The following is a 19013-nucleotide window of genomic DNA, read 5'->3' on the forward strand; positions in this document are numbered from 1 at the left end:
ATCGTTCATGACTGCCAGCGTTGCTCTTATACCGCCGTTTACACGTGAGATTGCAATTCAAAAGGTGCGCATGGCCGAGGACGGATGGAATTCGCGCGACCCGGAACGAGTTGCGCTGGCATACACCGTGGACAGTCGATGGAGGAACCGTTCGGAGTTCGTTACCGGACGTGATCAGATTGTCGAGTTTTTGACGCGCAAGTGGAGCAGGGAGCTGGAGTATCGGCTTATTAAAGAGATGTGGGCCTTCGATGCCAACCGAATTGCCGTGCGCTTTGCATATGAGTCTCATGATGCATTGGGAGATTGGTTTCGCTCGTATGGGAACGAGAACTGGGAGTTCGATGAGAAGGGACTGATGAAAGTGCGTCACGCGAGTATCAACGATGTGCCTATAAAAGAGACTGACAGAATGTTTCATTGGCCGAGTGGACGGCGTCCAGATGAACATCCTGGCTTGAGTGAACTAGGGCTCTAAGGTCTCAAAGGTTCAGCTTTGGATAGCTATTAGAGAGCACGAGACTGATGCGGATGTAGGTCTGTGGGAGCGGGGAGGGGGCGTTCGACCGGGAGGATTTCTTTGGTGCAATCTCTCGGTTGGAGGCGCAAATGGGGTTGGTATACTTGGCGAGTTGAAAATCAGGGCAAGATTTGACGCGGTTGCCGGGAACGAAGCGGCAGGTTCGTGCGTATTGCTGTCCATGTCCGGTTTGTCACACGAGGACCATTGTTTCTTTTAAGAATCGTGTGGAATGTGCGGCGCGTCTTAAGTGAATTGGAAAAGTTAGATGTGTAACGGCAAGCCTGTGGATTTTTGCTGGGCTTGCTAAGAGTTGAAGGACTCCGGAGAGGCTGCCTGTGCGAAAAGGCGGCGACGGAGAAGAACCAGGAAGAGTTGGAGAGCCATCGTGAGATTAAGGGACATGCAGGCGGCAGCGAGTATTGGACTGTTGCTGATGAGCGTGAATATGCAACCGGCACTGGCGCAACAGACGAATCCGACCGCGCCGGCGACACCGCAGACGGTGGTGAACGACACGACGGGGCAGGCCGGTTTGCCGCAGGCGCCGCAGCCAAAGCTGACGGAGCCGCTTTTTCTGCGGAGCACGAACCGCGACTATTCAAAGCCAAAGAGCCATTTCTGGAACCCGATTGCACCCTATACGGCGACCCAGGTGCCGCTGCCCAGGTTGGGCAATACGCCTAATCTGGATGCGCTGCTTCGTGACGGGAAGATCTATCTGAGCCTGTCGGATGCGGTGACGCTGGCGCTCGAGAACAACTACGACATTGCGATTGCACGAATCAATCTCGATATTGCAGATACGGATATTCTGCGGGCTAAGGCTGGTTCGACATTGCGTGGAGCCCCGGCAGGGGTGGTGACGAACACGATTGGCGGGTCGGGAACGACGGTGACCCAGGGAGGCGGCCCTGGTGGCACGACGAGTGCGGCAGGCGGCGCCGGCACAGGAGCGCAAGGCCTGGTGCTGAGCACGAATGGTGGCGGTCCTTTGCCTGAGTTGCGGGACCCAGTGTTGACGGGGCAACTGGAATATGAAGACCTGAAGCAGGAGCAGAGCAATACGCTGTTCAGCGGTGGATTGCCCCAGTTGACGACGGACACGGGAACATACGATTTCGGGTATCAGCAGGGTTTCGTTACAGGAACGGCATTGAACGTGACGTTCAATAACAACCGGGTGACGACGGATAATCCGTTTTCGAGCTACAGCCCGCAGTTGAACTCCAGCTTCAGGGCACAATTGACCCAGCATCTGTTGCAGGGGTTTGGCTGGGGAATCAATGGGCGCTTCGTCGTACAGGCAAAGAACGACCGCAGAATTACCGATTCGGCTTTCCGGCAGCAGCTTTTGTATACGGTCAATCAGGTGGAGAGCATCTACTGGGGACTAGTGAGCGCGTATGAGGACGAGCAGGCCAAGGAGCGGGCGCTGGCGCAGAGCACGCAACTAACGTCAGATAACCGGAAGCAGTTGGAGATTGGAACGCTGGCCCCGCTCGACGTCGTGAACTCTGACGCGGCTGTGGCGAGCGATAAGCAGGCCTTGGTTGCTTCGCAGTCGAATCTGGAGTATCAGCAGTTGATTATGAAGCAGGCGATTGCGCGAAACCTCAACGACCCGCAGCTTTCGAGCGCGCCGGTGGTTCCTACGGACCGCGTAAGCCTGGACCGGCTGCCCGAGGAGGATATGTCGGTGGAAGATCTGGTAAAGCAGGCTTACACCAACAACCCGCAGATTGAACAGGCGGTGTTGAACATGAAGAACAATGAGATCACCATTAAGGCAGAGAAGAATGGCCTGTTGCCGACGGTGGATGCGTATGCGTTTTACGGTGGAAGTGGTCTGGGTGGTGCGCAGAATCCGAAACAAATCTGCAATTTCTCCAATCCTTCGGCTCCATGCCCTCCCTTTGCGCCTACCAGCTACAGGAATACGTTTGGCAGTCTGTTCGACAGCTCAAGTCCAGATAAGGGCGTAGGCGTGAACATCTCGATTACGCTGCGAAATCGGACGGCTCAGGCCGACCAGGCGCGATCGCAGATGGAGTACCGGCAGTCGCAGATGCGGTTGCAGCAGCTTTATACGCAGGTGCGAATCAGCGTCATCAACGGGCAATATGCGTTGACCAACGACCGGGCTCAGGTCACGGCGGCGCAGGCTGGACAGGATTATGCATTGCAGAGTCTTGACGCTGAGCAGAAGAAATACAAGCTCGGGGCTTCTACTTCCGCCAATGTGCTGCAGCAGGAGCGCAATCTTGCGATCGCCGAGAATACGCTGATCTCCGATACGGCGGTATATGCGAAGGACAGGGCGGCATTATCGCAACTGCTGTCGAACACGCTGGATAAGTATGGGATCAGCATTACGGACGCGGCGAAGGGCGATGTGACACAGGCTCCGGTGATTCCTGGCCTGACTACACCGAAGGCTCCGGCAACGGTCAAGCCAATCGTGGTAGGTCCTGCACCGACCGTTCAGTAAAGAAGTGCAGCAATTACAAACAACGGCCGTCTCGTAAAGAGGCGGCCGTTGTTTGTTGACTCTCGTTGCTTACGATTGGGAGATAAATTTGCGCCGTGTCGCGCCCGCCAGGCCCAGTATGCCGGTGCCTAAAAGAATGAAGGTCGAAGGCTCGGGCGTTGCCGCCGGAGCAGGGCTCGTGGGAGTTGCTGCCGAAGCAAGGCTAAAGCTCACAGGAACGGTTTGGCTGAAATTGTCTTCATCATTCAGATGGGCGAAGTATCCGCTGCCATTGTTGAAGATATTCACGTCGAAGTGATCCGGGCCGTTTACATCGGTGAAGCTGAATCCGTGCGCGTCCAGCGTTGGCGTGGCCGCTGGAAAAAGCAGGTTGTCATTTCCATTAAAGCCGCCCGGCGCGATGAGTCCTGTGACGCCGGTGCCTGTAATGTCGGAGATAAGGTATGCTCCGCTTCCTTGCGCTGCTGCGGTCAAGGTTCCAGATCCGCTGAAAGCTCCTGAGGAGCCATTGGCGGAAAAGTCAAAGGTGTCTGCATGGGCCGCGGCAGGAATCGCCAGAGCACTTAGAAGGGCCAGTGAGGAAAGTAGAAGGGAGTAGCGCATAAGGGGCCTCGGGGATGGGGTTGGTACTTCTTGCTGGATAAATGAGATGCCTGTAGTCCTATGCAAAACATGCGTGAATTTGAGAAGAAATATTCCATGGTTAGTGTTGGTAGATGTTCAGATAGCGAAATAAATTCCGATAAGAGGGAGTCGAGCCTACATGCTGTGGAAAACTGTGCCTCTCGCGCTAAACGGATTGCGGGAAAGGAGCCAAAGACAAATCTGAGACGATGCCTGCAAGCATGGCTTACGTCTTCCTCTTTTGGGTGCTCTAAACTTGGAGCTATGAATAAGAAGAAGAATTCCCTGGAGCGTGCGGCTTCAGCTTACCTACGGTCGGCGATGCATCAACCGGTGGACTGGCAGGAGTGGGGACCGGCGGCGTTTGCATTGGCGCAGACTGAGGACAAGCCGATCCTGTTGGATATTGGCGCGGTGTGGTGCCGCTGGTGTCATGTGATGGACCGCGAGTCGTATGAAAATGCGGAGACCGCCAAGGTTATCAATGAACATTTTGTTGCGGTGAAGGTGGATCGCGATGAGCGGCCCGATGTGGATACGCGGTATCAGGCGGCGGTGTCTTCGATCAGCGGACAAGGCGGATGGCCTTTGACGGCGTTTCTTACACCCGATGGCAAGCCGTATTTTGGAGGGACATATTTTCCGCCGCAGGATCAGCATGGACGTCCGAGTTTTCAGCGAGTGCTGCTGACCATGGCGGAGGCATTCGAAAAGCAGCGCGAAGAGGTGAATGAGTCGGCCAGCAGCGTGATTGCGGCGATCGAGCATAACGAGTCGTTCATGGGACGGGCCGGGAATCCGGGGCCGGAGCTGGTGCAGAAGCTGGTGGAGTCGATTGTGAAGCAGTTCGATTCCCGGTCGGGTGGCTTTGGATCTCAGCCTAAATTTCCACATTCGGGCGCTATCGATCTGTTGCTGGATGTAGCTCCGAGGGGGGAGGGCAACGAGGCCGCGAAGACCGCCGCCACGGTCACATTGCAAAAGATGGCGCTGGGAGGAATCTACGATCATCTTGCAGGTGGATTTCATCGCTACTCGGTCGATGAACGGTGGATCGTGCCGCACTTCGAGAAGATGGCTTACGACAATAGCGAACTGCTGAAGAACTATATCCACGCGTATCAGACCTACGTGCAGCCTGAGTCCGCGCGGGTGGCGCGGGAGATGATCCGTTGGGTGGATGAGTGGTTGAGCGACCGTGAGCATGGCGGTTTTTACGCCTCGCAGGATGCTGACTATTCGCTCGATGATGACGGCGACTACTTCACCTGGACGCGGGACGAGGCGGCGGCGGTGTTGACCGCGGAGGAGATGGCAATTGCCGCCCCGTATTACGACATTGGCGAGGTTGGCGATATGCATCACAATCCGCTGAAGAATGTGTTGCATGTTCGCGGGTCTCTGGAGGCAGTGGCGAAGTCGAATGGCGTGATGCTGGAGATTGCGGCGAAAAGGCTCGGCTCGGCGAGGAGGAAGCTCTATGCGGCTCGCTTGCAGCGGCCTACTCCGTACATCGACAAGACGGTTTACGTGGCGTGGAACGGGATGTTGATCTCGGCTTATCTGGAGGCTGGAAGAGTCCTGGATATGCCGGAGGTGAAAGCGTTTGCGCTGAAGTCTCTGGATCGCGTGTTGCGAGAGGCGTGGGATGCGGGCAAGGGCATGGCGCATGTCGTAGCTTATGGCGAGGCCGGTGGAAGCGCGGCACGCGTGGCCGGTGTGCTGGATGACTATGTTTTTGTGGGGCATGCTGCTCTCGATGCATGGGAAGCGACAGGGGAGTTGCGTTACTACGCTGCGGCCGAAGAGATTGCAGCGGGTGCGGTGGCGCGGTTTTATGACAAGACCGGTCTGGCGTTCTTCGATACGGAGGCGCCCGTCGAGGGCGAGGTGCGGTTAGGTGCTTTGGTGACACGGCGAAAGCCGTTGCAGGATTCGCCTACACCTGCGGCAAATCCGGTGGCGGCGGCGTTGCTGCTGCGGCTGGCGACGTTGAATGATCGCGAAGAGTATGCCGTAATGGCGCTTGAGACCCTGGAGACGTTTGCCGGAGTGGTGGAGCACTTCGGGCTTTATGCTGCGAGTTATGGCTTGGCCTTGCAACGGCTGCTGCTGGGAACGGTGCAGGTCTGCGTGATTGGGGATGATGACGAGGCGCAGCGGCTGGAGGCTGTGGCGCTAGCCCGGTATGCCGTAAACAAGAGCGTGGTCCGGCTGCGGAAGGAGCAGTTGAGCGCGCTGCCGCCCGCTCTGGCGGAGACGCTGCCTCATCTGCCGGCAATAAGTGGAAGTGTTGCGATCATCTGCACAGGCAGGGGTTGTCTGCCGCCAGTCCGTACGGTCCATGAGTTGATTGCGGCGATGAATAAAGTGCTTTAGCGAAGCCCGGATCCCTTCAGGCACCGACAGTGGGAGCGGCAGGCGGTGCGGTTGGGTCCGATTTCTGCTGCATGATGAGCATGTTGGATGAGACGCCGAGCGGGATACCGTCTTTCTCGAAGGCCAGGATGATGCGGCGGCGCAGCTCGCGAAGGACAGGGTCACGCTGGTTGGCGCGGACGCGAAGGTTGACGGGGTAGATAACCTCGCGCCCATTGATCTTATCGACACCGAGGATGTCCGGATCGGCGATGATGACCTGCTTGAACGCGGAGTCGCTGCGCACGTCAGCGGCAACTTTGCGCAGCAACGCCATAACCCGGTCGGGGTTGGCGCTGGCGTCCACGCTGACCGGAAGAGAGGCGATGGAAAAGTCGCGGGAGAGATTGGAAACGGTGGCGATCTGGCTGTTGGGAATAATGTAGAGGGTGCCGTCGCCGTCGCGGACTCTGGTCAGGCGCAGGGTGAGATCTTCGACGGTGCCTTGAAGTCCCGCGATCTTAACGACCTCACCTACGTTGTACTGGTCCTCGACGAGGATGAAGATGCCATTGAGCATGTCCTTGAAGATGGACTGAGCGCCGAGGCCGATGCCGATGCCGACGACTCCGGCAGATGCGAGCAAAGGCGTTAGATTGACGCCCATGGTGTGCAGTACATAGAGAAACGTGAAGAAACCGATGAGGCTGTAAGCCGTGGCGCGGACGATAGCGGCCATCGTTCGAAGCTGTGCTGCCCGTTGTGAATTGCCGACCTGCTTATCCGCGCCCTTGCGCAACTTCTTGACGAAGAGATCGACGATACGCTGCAGAACAAAGGCGATCAGCAGGATGATGGCAATCCGAGGAAGGTCCCGCCCGACAAACTCCACGATATAGTTGTGCCAATCGTGTTTGAAGATGTTCGAGAGGTGTTCTTCTTGCAGGTCCGGGGCCAGGAAGAGCATGATTGTGGCATCTCGCTTTCGTGAGGATTGCTTTAGACAGAATGCTTGAGTTGCCAGTAGGATGCAATTCGCAGCGAGTGCAAGCTGGAGGCGCGGTATGAGAATGCTTCGTGCAGCAATAATGGGGATGGTTTTTCTGGCAGGCGTTTCGGGAATCCCGAGCGAGGGTCAAATGGGTCAGCCGTTTCCGGAGCAGCCTCCGGCCCCGGGCCGTCCCGGTGTAGAAGTGCCTCCCATGGGACCCTCTGTGTCTCCGCAGATCCAGGCGCGCCAGGCGCAGTCGCAAAATAGCGAGCGGCAGAAACGGCTGATAGCGGATACGAATAAATTGCTGGTTTTGGCGACGGAGTTGAAACAGGATGTGGACAAGACGAACAAAGATGTTTTGTCAGTCGACGTGATTAAAAAGGCTGATGAGATCGAGAAGCTGGCCCATAGCGTCAAGGAGCGGATGAAAGGGTAGCGCTCTAATGAGCAGCCAGCGCTGCTGCGGCGTTAATCTGGGGAACAGGCAGCGTAGGCGAGACCACTGCTGTGGTACGCAGGGTGGAGATGATGGTCGCGGCGGTCCAGTCTGGGTGGGCAGCTCGTAAGAGCGCGGCTGCACCGGCTGCGAGAGGAGCCGATGCGCTGGTGCCTATGGCCTGAACATAGGGCGTGTGGCCGAAGTTGAAGCAGCCGAAGCTGTGCTCGTTGTCGGAGGGAGGGCCGTCGAGGGTGGAGGGTTTGCCGGAACTGCAGGCCCCTCGTACCCATCCGCTGATGGCCATATCGCCGCCTTCGGGATAGCTGCCGCCCGGGGCGGCGAGTGCGTTGAGCGACGCTCCGTGGTTGCTGTAGTAGGCGAGCGTGGTGGGGCCGGGAGTGCATGTGGCCCCGAAGGCGGTGTTCTCAGCGCAGGCCGGGTTGGTGGAGGCGACGATGGCGAGAACACCGCTCGATTGGGCAGGGAGCTCTATATATTGGCTGTTGCTGGGGTCAGAGAAATCGAGACCATCGTTTCCCGCGGAGGCGACAATAACAATGCCCGCCTGGGTGGCGGCGGCCGTGATCTGGTCGAAGGCCGCTTTGAGCCCGGCACCTTCGCCGGTGGTGAGATCGATGGTGGCTCCGATAGATAAGGAGATGATGTCTGCGTGGTTGGTCATGGCGTCTTCGATGCCTTGCATGACCCAGCTTAACAAGCCACTGGCCTGACCGGAGGCGCATTGGTCGGCGATGGAGGCACTGCTTCCCAGGCTCAGGTCGGGCATGCGTTGGAGCGCTTTAATATTGAGCAGGGTTGCGTCGGGGGCTACGCCGATGACCTCGCCGGTGCCGCGACCGATGGCCCCGGCGGCGAGCGAAGCGGTCCAGGTCCCGTGGCCGTCCTGATCTTGCGGTGTGCCATCGTCGCAGGGAGTGGGGTAGTCAGTCTGGTTTATTTCGCTAAGATTCAGGCCCAGATTGGGGGCAATGTCAGGATGAGCCTCATCGACGCCGCTGTCTACGATAGCGATGCGGACCCCTTGGCCCAAGGTGGTGTCCCACGGTCCGTGAGCAGGGCCCCCGGGGACGTTGTTGCCGTAGCCTCCGACCTGCTGCACCGCCCAGCCCTGTGTACCGCTGGTGTAATAAGTGTCGTAGGTGTTGGGTTGGGAGGTTGAACCAATCATCACACTAAAGGTGGCCGGGGTGACACGCTTGAGGGTAAGGCGGTCGGCGGTAACGATGCGGTCGTGGAGGACGTAGTCCACGTTGGGCAGCGCTGCGAGGCGACGCATCGTATCCGCGTCGCTTTGCGGCGAGGAGACTACGCTTTTGGGGTGAAGGGAACTGGAGTTGGCGATGGATTGCGCGGTAGCGATGCCGAAGCGCTCGTTGCGGTGGAGAAGATTTGCTCCAGCGGCGTGAATGCGGGCTTCAGCATCTCCGGGGATGGTGGCGTTGCGATAGACAACGATGAAGTGGTGAGGAACGATGGGAGCGGTTTCGACTTGTGCGTGCAGGGTTGGCGCAAGAAGAAGGAACAGGGTGATCATGATGCCGGCACTTTGCGTTATCGACCATGTCCGACAATCCGGATTGTCATCGGCGGTGCAATGAGGGGTGGAGATATTGCTGTTACGAAACACCGTTACACCTCGTTGTTGCTCTGGTGTCTACATCGGCACGTGGCATAGAAAGCAGTAGCTCTCGGTCGGATGTGCTATTACTTTGGTTTACCGCGTGGCGAAAGAAGCGATTGTTCAGCTTGCCGCACGGTGCATTGACCCTGTTCGACTGCACATGCTCTAATGGCCGCCTTTGTGAAACTGTTTACGGATTTGTGTTCTAAGGAGACCTTTGCATGGATGTGATAAGCCTTCTGGGTATGGTCGTTCAGGTGCAGGTTCCAGCTTCGCCTGCTGGTATTTCGGGCGATGGCGGGGCGGTCTGCCTTTGGATGGCGATGGGCGTCGGTGTGGTGGCACTGGTGGCAGCCTGGATGCTGGCACGACATGTGCTCTGTTGCGAAACCGGGACTCCAGAGATGCGGTCGATCTCCGATGCCATCCGCGAAGGAGCCGAGGCGTTTCTGAAACGGCAGTACAGGACAATCGGCGCGATTGCGGTGGTTTTGGCGATACTGCTGTTCGCGGGATACCACATGTCGGAACGGACGGCTCCGTTTGCCATGAAGACGGTCATCAGCTTTCTGGTGGGCGCCGTGTGCTCCGGGCTGGCGGGCTATACGGGGATGTATGTCTCGATCCGGGCGAACATCCGCACGGCCTCGGCGGCACGCGGCAGTTTGAACAAGGCGCTGCAGATCGCGCTGCGCGGTGGCGCGGTGACCGGGCTGGTAGTGGTCGCGCTTTCGCTGCTGGGTGTGGGTACGCTGTTTCTATTTTTTGGCGGCCTGACCAACCCACAAACTGTCCCCTATCAGTTGGTCGGATTTGGTTTTGGCGCTTCGCTGGTAGCGTTGTTCGCGCAGCTAGGCGGCGGAATCTATACCAAGGCCGCCGACGTGGGCGCGGACCTGGTGGGCAAGGTGGAGGCGGGAATTCCGGAGGACGATCCGCGCAACCCAGCGGTGATTGCTGACCTGGTGGGCGATAACGTTGGCGACTGCGCGGGACGCGGCGCGGACATCTTTGAATCGACGGCGGCGGAGAATGTTGGCGCGATGATTCTGGGTGCGGCGCTCTATCCGGTGTTTGGGGTGAAGGGAATTCTGTTTCCGCTGATTGTGCTGGCAATCAATTTGATTGCGAGTATCGCCGGGGTCTTCGTCGTGAGTACGAATGAGACGGAAGATCCAATGCGTGCCTTGAATCGCGGGTTCTACCTGACGTCGGCGCTGGCGCTGGTGGGATTTGCTGTCGCTGTTTACACCATGCTCGATGGGCCGACGGTGAAGCCGCTATGGCTGCTGGGTTGCGGCGTCATCGGTCTGATTACGTCGTTCCTTTTTGTGTGGATCACGGAATACTACACCGAGTCGCGGTACAGGCCGGTGCAGTCGATTGCAGCCGCTTCGTTGACGGGGCCGGCGACGAACATCATCAGCGGGCTTGCCGTCGGCATGGAGACCCCGGCGCTTCCGGTGATCGCGATTTCGGCAGCGCTGCTGCTGAGTTACTACTTCGGCGTGCAGGGGTTGTCTGATGTTGCGGGCGTTACCGATTATGCAAAGGGCATCTACGGTACGGCGCTCGCCACGATGGGCATGCTGAGTTGCGCAGCCTACATTCTGGCGATGGACACGTTTGGGCCGATTACGGACAATGCCGGTGGAATTATCGAGATGTCGAACCAGCCAGAGTCGATCCGCGAGCGCACAGACAAGCTGGATTCGGCGGGTAATACGACCAAGGCGCTGACCAAGGGGTATGCGATTGGGTCGGCTTCGCTGGCCGCGTTTCTCCTGTTCTCGGCATATCTCGAGGAGATCAAGGTCATCGTGGCAGACAAGGTTCACCTTGCCGGCGGCTACATGCCTCCGGGGTGGAGCTTCACGAATATCAATCTGGCCCAGGTGCCGGTGTTTGTAGGAGCCCTGCTGGGGGCGATGATGACCTACCTGTTTAGCTCGATGGCGATCAAGGCGGTCGGGCGGACGGCGCAGATGATCGTGAAGGATGTTCGCGACCAGTTCAAGGAGAATCCGGGAATTATGGCTGGAACTTTGAAACCGGACTACGGTCGCTGCGTTCATATTGTCACCGGCGCGGCGTTGAAGGAGATGGTGATGCCCGGGCTGCTGGTGGTTTGTATGCCGGTGGCGGTGGGGCTGATCTTCCGGCACTTCAGTGCAAGCTATCAGGCGACCTCGGAGATCTATGCTCCGGGGACGATTTTGCCTGTGCCTGCGATTGCGGGAATTCCGGTGAACCTTGCCGGTGCCGAGTCGGTTGCGGGTCTGTTGATGGTAGGTACGATCGCCGGGATTCTGCTGGCGATGCTGATGAACAACGGCGGCGGAGCCTGGGACAACGCGAAGAAGTTTATCGAGACTGGACAATATGGCGGCAAGAAGTCCGAAGCGCATAAGGCTTCGGTGGTTGGAGATACGGTCGGCGATCCGTTCAAGGACACGGCAGGGCCGAGCCTGCATGTACTGATCAAGCTGCTGGCCACGATTACGCTGGTGCTTGCCCCGCTGTTTGTTTAGGTTCAGCATACAGCTTGACATGGAAGCCGCCTTGATGAGAGGCGGCCGACGTGTGTGGGATGGAATAAAGGCCGTGCCAGACAGTACAATCACTCCTTGGCAGAGGCAATAACGATGGCTCGGAATATGGTGTCCAACTCGGTTGAAAAGAAGGTCGCTGAAGGCGAGCTTACACCGGAGAAGCTGGTGGAGTTCTACCGACTGATGTACCTGTCGCGGCGCACGGATGACCGCGAGATTGTGCTGAAACGTCAGCAGAAGATCTTCTTTCAGATATCATGCGCAGGTCATGAGGCGCTGCTCGTTGCGGCGGGAATGGCGATGCGTCCAGGGTATGACTGGTTCTATCCGTACTACCGGGACCGGGCGATTTGCCTCGCCCTGGGAAACACCGTTGAAGAGCAGTTGCTGCAGTCTGTCGGCGCGGCGGACGATCCGGCGAGCGGCGGGCGGCAGATGCCATCGCACTGGTCCAGCAGGAAGCTGAATATCGTGACGTCATCTTCTTCGACGGCGACGCAGTGCCTTCACGCCATTGGTTGCGCGGAGGCAGGCCGATATTTTGCGCGGCACCCAGAGGCTGCGGCCAAACATGCAGGCGATTACCGCGAGTTCAAGGACGTCAAGTTTCATGGCGACGAAGTGGTCTACGTCTCAATTGGCGAGGGATCGACGAGCCAGGGAGAATTCTGGGAGTCGCTGAATACGGCGAGCAATCAAAAGCTGCCCGTGCTCTATGTCGTCGAGGACAATGGGTACGCCATCTCGACGCCGGTGGAGGTGAATACTCCGGGAGGAAACATCTCGCGGCTGGTAGCGAATTTTCCAAATTTTCATTTTGCCGAGATCGATGGCACCGATCCGATTGCCAGCTACAAGGCGATGGTGGAGGCGGTCGCTTATTGCCGGGCGGGGCATGGACCGGCCTTAGTGCATGGGCATGTCATTCGGCCTTATTCGCACTCGCTCTCCGAAGATGAGCGCGATTATCGTTCGGCGGAAGAACTGGAGAGGGACTCCCTGCGAGACCCCATCTCGAAGATGCAGATGTGGCTGCTGCGCGAAGGGATTCTGGATGCCGACGCGATCAACAAGCTGGAGCGCCGGGTGGATGAAGAGGTGCAACGGGCCGCGGATAAAGCGGTGATGGCGAAGCTGCCCGCAATCGAGTCCATTACGCGGTACGTGTATTCCGAAGATCTGAGTCCGATGGATGCGAGGTTCGCTACGAAGCCCGCGGCTACGGTGGATGCGAACGAACGGACCATGGCCGACCTGATCAACGCGTGTCTGAAGGACGAGATGCGGCGGGATGAACGCATCGTTGTGTTCGGCGAAGACGTAGCCGATGCCAGCCGCGATGAGGCTTTGCTGGCAGGGAAGATCAAAGGCAAGGGCGGCGTCTTCAAACTGACCTCTGGATTGCAGACGGAGTTTGGCAGTGACCGGGTGTGGAACTCTCCCCTGGCAGAGGCCAACATCGTTGGCCGTGCGATCGGGATGGCGGAGCGTGGATTGAAGCCGGTGGTTGAGATTCAGTTCTTCGACTACATCTGGCCCGCAATGCACCAGATGCGGAATGAGCTGGCGCTGATTCGTTGGCGCTCGAACAATGGCTTCAGTTCGCCACTGGTGATGCGGGTTCCGATTGGCGGATATCTGACGGGTGGCTCGATCTATCATTCGCAGTCGGGCGAGAGCATCTTTACGCATACGCCGGGAGTGCGGGTGGTGATGCCATCGAATGCACGGGACGCGATGGGACTGCTGCGGACGGCGATCCGCTGCGATGACCCAGTGCTATTTCTGGAGCATAAGCGGTTGTACCGCGAAACCTACGGGCGCGCGGCTTATCCCGGGCCGGATTACTGCATCCCCTTTGGGAAGGCGGAAATTGTTCGTCCGGGCAAGGACGTGACGGTGATTACGTATGGCGCTGTAGTGCCACGGGCTTTGCAGGCAGCGCAGAAGCTCCATCGCGAGAAGGGCATTGATGTGGAGTTGATCGATCTGCGAAGTCTTGCTCCTTATGACTGGGAGGCCATTGCAGAGAGTGTGCGCAAGACCAATCGCGTGATCGTGGCGCACGAAGATATGTTGAGCTGGGGATACGGCGCTGAGATCGCTGCGCGAATCGGCGACGAGCTGTTCCACGATCTGGATGCACCGGTGCGCCGCGTGGCCGCGATGGATACGTTTGTGGCGTACCAGCCCGTGCTTGAGGATGCGATCCTGCCTCAGCCTGAAGATCTCTATAGGGCTATGGAAGAGCTTGCAGCTTTTTGAACGGTGCTGCGTAAACGATCATAACCAGCAAAAAAATGGGGTCCGCAGTTTTGCGGACCCCAAAGCGCATGGGATGGTTTATGCGGGTTGGAAAGAGGCTGAGGCGTGCATCTCCGACGCCTTGGATGATCGAACCAGCCGCGAATCAGCGGGCGACTGAAGTCTGAACCGGTCAACCTGCTGTTCGAGGGCAACGGCAGTCGTACGAAGCGATTCGATTCCGGCTGCGGTGGTGGCCATCTCGGTGAGATTTTCATGGCTGAGCGAGTGGATGGAGTCGAGGCTTGCGCTCGACTGGTCCGCCGCGGCAGTCTGTTGCGAAGCGGCGATGGCAATCTGGGCGATCATGCGGTCGACGCGTTCCGCCATGCCGATGATCTTTTCGAGCGCCTCGCCTGCCTGAGTGGTGGTGACGACGCCCTGCTGGACCGTCTCCGTGCCGCTCTCCATGCTGGCAATGGCGGTGCGAGTGCGGTCCTGAATGCCCTGAATCATGCTGGCGATCTCACCCGTTGCCTGCGCTGTGCTTTCGGCGAGACGGCGGACCTCCCCGGCGACCACAGCAAAGCCTCGGCCCTGGTCTCCGGCGCGTGCGGCTTCGATGGCTGCGTTGAGAGCGAGCAGGTTGGTCTTGCGTGCGATCTCATCGATGACGGTGACGATCTGGCTGATGCGTCGCGAGTCATCGCCGAGCAGCGTGACGGTGGATGAGGTATCACTGACAGCGGTGGCAATGGAGTGCATGTTGCCGAGCACCTGCTTGACGATGGTTCCTCCATCGCGTGCGGTCTCTGCTGCGTTCCGTGCGGTTTCAGCAGCAGACTGCGTGTGCCGCGAGACCTCGGCAATCGATGCCGACATCTCCTGCATTGCCGTTGCAGCCTGTTGCGTCTGCTGGCTCTGCTGATCGATGCGGCGGTGGATCTGGTCGCTGGCCGTGCGCATGGAGGCCGCGCTTCCAGTCAGGGAGCCCGACGTGTGGACGACGGTACCTATGATGCCACTGAGACTGGCCTGCATCTGCTGCATGGCCATGGCGAGGGAGCCGATCTGGTCCTGACTATGCAGATCGAGCGCTTCGCCGGTAAGGTCCCCGGCGGCGATCGCGTTTGCGCGTTCAGCGACCAGGTCAACGCCTTTGGTGATGCGGCGGGCCAGAAAAGTGGAGATAACGCCACCTACGATGGCACCGAAGATGGTTGCGAACCAGAGGGTGAGCAGCGTAGAGCGGTTGGCGCGGCGGAGTTGAACCAGTTCTTCATTGGTCTGCGACATCTGCGACTGGGCCAGGTCGGTCACAGTAGTGAATAAACCCCGCTCCAGAGGAAGTATCTGGTTCTGAAGCGTGTCGTAAGCCTGCGCTGTTCCCTGCGAGGTCTTGGTCTCGTTGAGGGCCTCGACCTTCTCTTCGAGCGGCTTGAGCTTGACCAGGCCGGACTCGATCATCTCAAGCCGGGAAGCATCGGGACCGAGATCGAAGTGTGTGCTGTCCTGGCTGAGTTTGGCTACAGCAGCTTCGGCCATCGCAAACTGTTGCTCCCGTGCTTGCCGGAACGAGGCCGACGTCGCGGGATCGAGACCGAAGAGCATGTACGATTCGAGGCTGCTGATAGTGCGGGTGAGATGAGAGTCGACATCGCGGCTACCCATGATGATGGGAAGGCGGCTGGTGGTGACGACGTCGGAGAGGTGGTTGGCTTCTTCGATGCGGACGTGCGCCGTGTAAGCGCTGAGAAGCATGGCGATGATGAGAAAGCCGGTGCTGAGGCCGAGCTTGGATTCAAGTTTCATGATGGTCCTTACCTGTGCGGTGGTCGCCCGTGGGGAAATGGCTACTGAATGTCGCTTTTGAAGTTGACTTCGACCTCGGATTCAGAGGTATCGGAGCCCGGTTCGAAGCGCCAGCGTTTGACCGCGTCCTCTGCCGCGGCGGCGAGCAGCGGATGGCCGGACTCGACCTTTGTTTTGGAGACGGCGCCATCGGGCTGAACGGTGACCATGAGAACAACCGTTCCGCCTACATGCATGCGGCGGGCGAGCTCTGGATAGCTGGGAGCGACCCGCGTAACTACGGCTCGATGAACATTGCCGGCAAAGGCGGCTCCGGCGCAGAGGAAGAGACTTCCTACGACGAGAAGGGGACGGGAAGATCGGAATGAGACTGCCAAGTAAAACCTCCGGGATATAGAGGTTGTATCGGCGGAGATGGCGGCGGCTTTAGCGGGAGGTGAGAACGGGGGTTGATATGGCGGCGAAGGTCAGATGTTCGGCGGGGCTTCCGGTGCGCTGCTTCCAGTCGAGGAAGAGCTTGCCGTAGCTGTCGGTAAGGCAGGTTGCGGGGTCGATATTCAGCTCAGCGATGGTCCGGTCGATCCATTCGGGCGGCCCTTCGAGCTCAACGTAGTTGCCGATGGGAGTTTCGTCGATGACGAGGTGGGCAGATTTTTCGGTGGTGTGGGACCATTCGGTGCGGAACTTCTCGTAGGTGAAGACGGGTACATAGCCGAGCTGCTGAAAGATCTCCGAGAGCGCGTGGCCGTCAGCTACGGTGGTTTCTGTTTCGATGCGAACCTTGTAGCGGGTCTCGCTTGGGATCTGGTCGGGCATCCGTTTATGGGTAACGGTGCAGAGGTCGCCATACTGACGGATGCGGAGCAGCTGTGTTTGGGCGCGCAGATCGCGCGTAGCCGTGTCATAGAGGGTGTTGTGCTCGAAGGTGCGGGGCGTATCGAGACGGAAGCCGAGTTGGGGAAGGCGGGCCTGAAGTGCGGCGGGATCGGAAAGGGGGAATTTGAGTTCGATCTCTGCGCTTTGCATGGGTTGAGTATACGAGTTACTTGGTGCGCGCCGCTTTTTCGAGGCGGTCGCGGATGGCGAGGCCGACTCCGCTGGCTTCGGGAAGCGGGCAGAGGATGGTCGTGACGCCGCGGGCGTCGAGCTCTCGCAGTCCGGCGAAGACACGCTGAGCCAAGGCTTCGCTGTCGTTCCATGAGGCCCAAAGGAAGACCTCGGCCGAGAGCTTTGCTGTCCATCCTTGCGGGAGCAGAACTCCGATCTTTTCTCCGGCATGGCGTTCTTCTTGTTCGCGCAACTCCTCTTCGCTGGCTACCAGGATGAGCTTCGCGCGGGGAGCATAGTGACGGATGCCTACGCCGGGGGAGGGGAGGCTGGCTGGGTTTTCTGTGGGCGTAGCGGCGGGTTGGAAGATGTGCACTGGGCCAGTAATCGGTTCGATCATCTCGGGAGTGATTGCTCCGGGACGGTAGATGAGCATGGGGCTTTGATTGGGGTCGAGGACGGTGGATTCGACTCCAACTGTTGTTGGGCCGCCGTCGAGGATGGCGTCGATGCGGCCGTCGAGGTCTTCGAGGACGTGATCCGCGGTGGTTGGACTGGTGTGTCCGAAGCGGTTGGCGCTGGGCGCGGCGATGGGAACACCAGCGGCGCGGATGAGGGCGAGCGCGAGCGGGTGCGACGGCATTCGCACGCCGATCAGAGGCCTTCCAGCGGTGATCGCATCGGGAACTTTTGAGGTTCGCGGGAGGAGCAGAGTCAGCGGACCTGGCCAGAAGTGTTGGATGAGCTTTTCTGCTTTAGGTGTTGTAATGGCTATGTTTACCAGCATTTCGTGATCGCTGACGTGGACGATCAGGGGATCCCACGACGGGCGGCCTTTAGCGGCGAAGATCTTTGCGATAGCGTTGGCGTCGAGGGCATTGGCACCGAGGCCGTAGACGGTCTCGGTGGGGAAGGCTACGGTGCCCCCTTCGCGGAGGATTTTGGCGGCGTGCTGTATCTCGGAGGGCTGGAGGCGAGCTGTCATCGGGCAGAGAGGGCTAGTTGTCCGGCGAAGGCGTCGAGGGAGAGCGAGCGGAGGAGATTGCGGCGGAGGCCGCTGTAGACCTGATCGAGGCCGCGGGATGCGCCTTCGATCCACTGGAAGGAGAGGGTCTGCGAGAGGCGGTCGAGCTCTGTACGAAGGTCGGTGTTGCGGATGAGTTCGGGCGTTCCGGCACCGAGGAGGAGAAGGTCTTCGAGAAGGAGGGAGAGGGAGCGCAGCAGTGCGGTGGTCTTTTGCTGGCCTTCGGCTCCGGCGCGATAGGTTTCGGTCATCTTGAAGAGCGCGGTGTGATCGGGCTCGCTGGCGGCGGTGCGGAGGAGCAGGAGAGCGTCGGCGCGAGCGGCTGTGTAGGCGGCGAGGTCGAAGCCGAGGGCTTTGCCTGCGGCTCCTTGAGAGAGGCGGGCGATGAGAGTGCGCTGCTTGGGCGGAACGTCGGGGCGACGGTCGGCGAGCAGCATCTCGATCTCTTCGACGGGCAGTGCTCCGAGACGAACGGTGGCGCAGCGGGAACGAATGGTAGGCAGCAGCTCGCCGGGGTTTTCGGCGAGGATGATGATGTGGACGGTTGCGGGCGGCTCTTCAAGGACTTTGAGCAGGGAATTGGCCGCTTCTTTCATGAAGCTGGCGGCGGTGAGGATGAAGATCTTCTTTGGCGCTTCCGAGGGAAGGTAGTGCGAGCGCTGGATGACGGTGCGGACCTGGCCGAGTTTGATGAGAAGCTGCGGCGGGTCGGGTGGGATGATGAGAACGTCGGGGTGCGGCTGGACGAGGACGCGGGTGTCTTTTTTGTCGGCGTCGCGGAGTTCTTCGCGGATGGCTACAGCTTTGTCGACCTCGTCTTCGAGGTTGGCGGCGGAGGCGATGCGGGTGCAGTTGTGGCAGACTCCGCAGAAGCTGGCGAGGGACTGGCCGTTTGACCCGAAGGCTGTGCTGTACGAGCGTAGCTCGCGGGGCTGGCGCTCGCACTCAACCGCCATGGCCAGCATGAGGGCGAGGGTATATTTTCCGGCCCCGCTGGGTCCGGCTAGGATGAGCGAGTGAGGCAGGCGACCGGCGGCGATGGCGGTGCGCAGGTGCTCGATGGCGCTGGAGTTGCCGAGGAAGTCGTTGAAGTTGGTGGGGAAGCTTGCGGTCTGCGTCATATTTGGTGTGGTACCCCCCTCCCCCTACTTAAGTACTAAAGTCTTCAAAAGAAAGAACCTAAGTCCGGACTTCGGTCTGGACTCGATTTTAGCCTCTGTTAAATGAAAAGTCCCGGCGATGGGCCGGGCTTGTCTCTTTCTTCTG

14 protein-coding genes are annotated in these 19013 nt (G+C 59.1%); 6 read left to right on the forward strand and 8 right to left on the reverse strand.

Going from position 1 to position 19013, the window contains the following annotated elements; all coding sequences use genetic code 11:
* Positions 1 to 7 precede the first annotated feature (7 nt).
* Entirely contained in the window at positions 8 to 478 is a 471-nt protein-coding gene (locus P4G45_RS07080; protein ID WP_348268971.1) for a nuclear transport factor 2 family protein, read from the forward strand.
* Between the two features lie 430 nt (positions 479 to 908).
* Positions 909 to 3011, forward strand: coding sequence for a TolC family protein (locus P4G45_RS07085; protein WP_373695304.1), 2103 nt, complete (start codon positions 909 to 911; stop codon positions 3009 to 3011).
* Between the two features lie 69 nt (positions 3012 to 3080).
* Here the strand turns inward: P4G45_RS07085 and P4G45_RS07090 are convergent, their stop codons facing one another.
* Entirely contained in the window at positions 3081 to 3614 is a 534-nt protein-coding gene (locus P4G45_RS07090; RefSeq protein WP_348268972.1) for a PEP-CTERM sorting domain-containing protein, read from the reverse strand.
* 285 nt (positions 3615 to 3899) lie between these two features.
* Between P4G45_RS07090 and P4G45_RS07095 the strand changes: the two genes are divergently transcribed.
* Complete coding sequence (locus P4G45_RS07095) at positions 3900 to 6014, forward strand: thioredoxin domain-containing protein (protein WP_348268973.1); 2115 nt, start codon at positions 3900 to 3902, stop codon at positions 6012 to 6014.
* A gap of 16 nt (positions 6015 to 6030) precedes the next feature.
* Here P4G45_RS07095 and P4G45_RS07100 read toward each other — a convergent pair whose 3' ends face one another.
* Positions 6031 to 6960 (reverse strand): mechanosensitive ion channel domain-containing protein, encoded by a 930-nt coding sequence (locus tag P4G45_RS07100; protein WP_348268974.1) that lies wholly within the window; start codon positions 6958 to 6960, stop codon positions 6031 to 6033.
* Positions 6961 to 7057: 97 nt separating this feature from the next.
* Between P4G45_RS07100 and P4G45_RS07105 the strand changes: the two genes are divergently transcribed.
* A complete protein-coding gene (locus P4G45_RS07105) occupies positions 7058 to 7423 on the forward strand; it encodes a hypothetical protein (RefSeq protein WP_348268975.1) in 366 nt (121 codons plus the stop codon).
* Positions 7424 to 7427: 4 nt separating this feature from the next.
* Here the strand turns inward: P4G45_RS07105 and P4G45_RS07110 are convergent, their stop codons facing one another.
* Positions 7428 to 9074: a S8 family serine peptidase gene (locus P4G45_RS07110; RefSeq protein ID WP_348268976.1), complete on the reverse strand. Its 1647-nt coding sequence runs from the start codon at positions 9072 to 9074 to the stop codon at positions 7428 to 7430.
* 215 nt (positions 9075 to 9289) lie between these two features.
* On the opposite strand from P4G45_RS07110, the gene P4G45_RS07115 reads away from it, so the two are divergent.
* Both P4G45_RS07115 and P4G45_RS07120 read left to right on the forward strand, forming a co-directional pair.
* Positions 9290 to 11599, forward strand: coding sequence for a sodium-translocating pyrophosphatase (locus tag P4G45_RS07115; protein ID WP_348268977.1), 2310 nt, complete (start codon positions 9290 to 9292; stop codon positions 11597 to 11599).
* A 114-nt stretch (positions 11600 to 11713) separates the two neighbouring features.
* Complete coding sequence (locus tag P4G45_RS07120) at positions 11714 to 13885, forward strand: dehydrogenase E1 component subunit alpha/beta (RefSeq protein ID WP_348268978.1); 2172 nt, start codon at positions 11714 to 11716, stop codon at positions 13883 to 13885.
* A 78-nt stretch (positions 13886 to 13963) separates the two neighbouring features.
* On the opposite strand, the gene P4G45_RS07125 is transcribed toward P4G45_RS07120, so the two are convergent.
* The 5 genes from P4G45_RS07125 to P4G45_RS07145 are packed head-to-tail and all read right to left on the reverse strand — an operon-like array spanning position 13964 to position 18868.
* A complete protein-coding gene (locus P4G45_RS07125; protein ID WP_348268979.1) occupies positions 13964 to 15676 on the reverse strand; it encodes a methyl-accepting chemotaxis protein in 1713 nt (570 codons plus the stop codon).
* Between the two features lie 41 nt (positions 15677 to 15717).
* Positions 15718 to 16053, reverse strand: a complete 336-nt coding sequence (locus tag P4G45_RS07130; protein WP_348268980.1) for an energy transducer TonB — start codon at positions 16051 to 16053, stop codon at positions 15718 to 15720.
* A 49-nt stretch (positions 16054 to 16102) separates the two neighbouring features.
* Complete coding sequence (locus P4G45_RS07135) at positions 16103 to 16702, reverse strand: class IV adenylate cyclase (protein WP_348268981.1); 600 nt, start codon at positions 16700 to 16702, stop codon at positions 16103 to 16105.
* Positions 16703 to 16718: 16 nt separating this feature from the next.
* Positions 16719 to 17708, reverse strand: a complete 990-nt coding sequence (locus P4G45_RS07140; protein ID WP_348268982.1) for an L-threonylcarbamoyladenylate synthase — start codon at positions 17706 to 17708, stop codon at positions 16719 to 16721.
* The gene (locus tag P4G45_RS07145) at positions 17705 to 18868 is read right to left on the reverse strand and encodes a DNA polymerase III subunit delta' (protein WP_348268983.1); all 1164 of its coding nucleotides are present in this window, start codon (positions 18866 to 18868) and stop codon (positions 17705 to 17707) included. Before P4G45_RS07145 ends, P4G45_RS07140 begins: the two co-directional genes overlap by 4 nt.
* Positions 18869 to 19013 lie beyond the last annotated feature (145 nt).

The organism is Edaphobacter paludis (assembly GCF_039993895.1).
GTDB classification, from domain to species: domain Bacteria; phylum Acidobacteriota; class Terriglobia; order Terriglobales; family Acidobacteriaceae; genus Edaphobacter; species Edaphobacter paludis.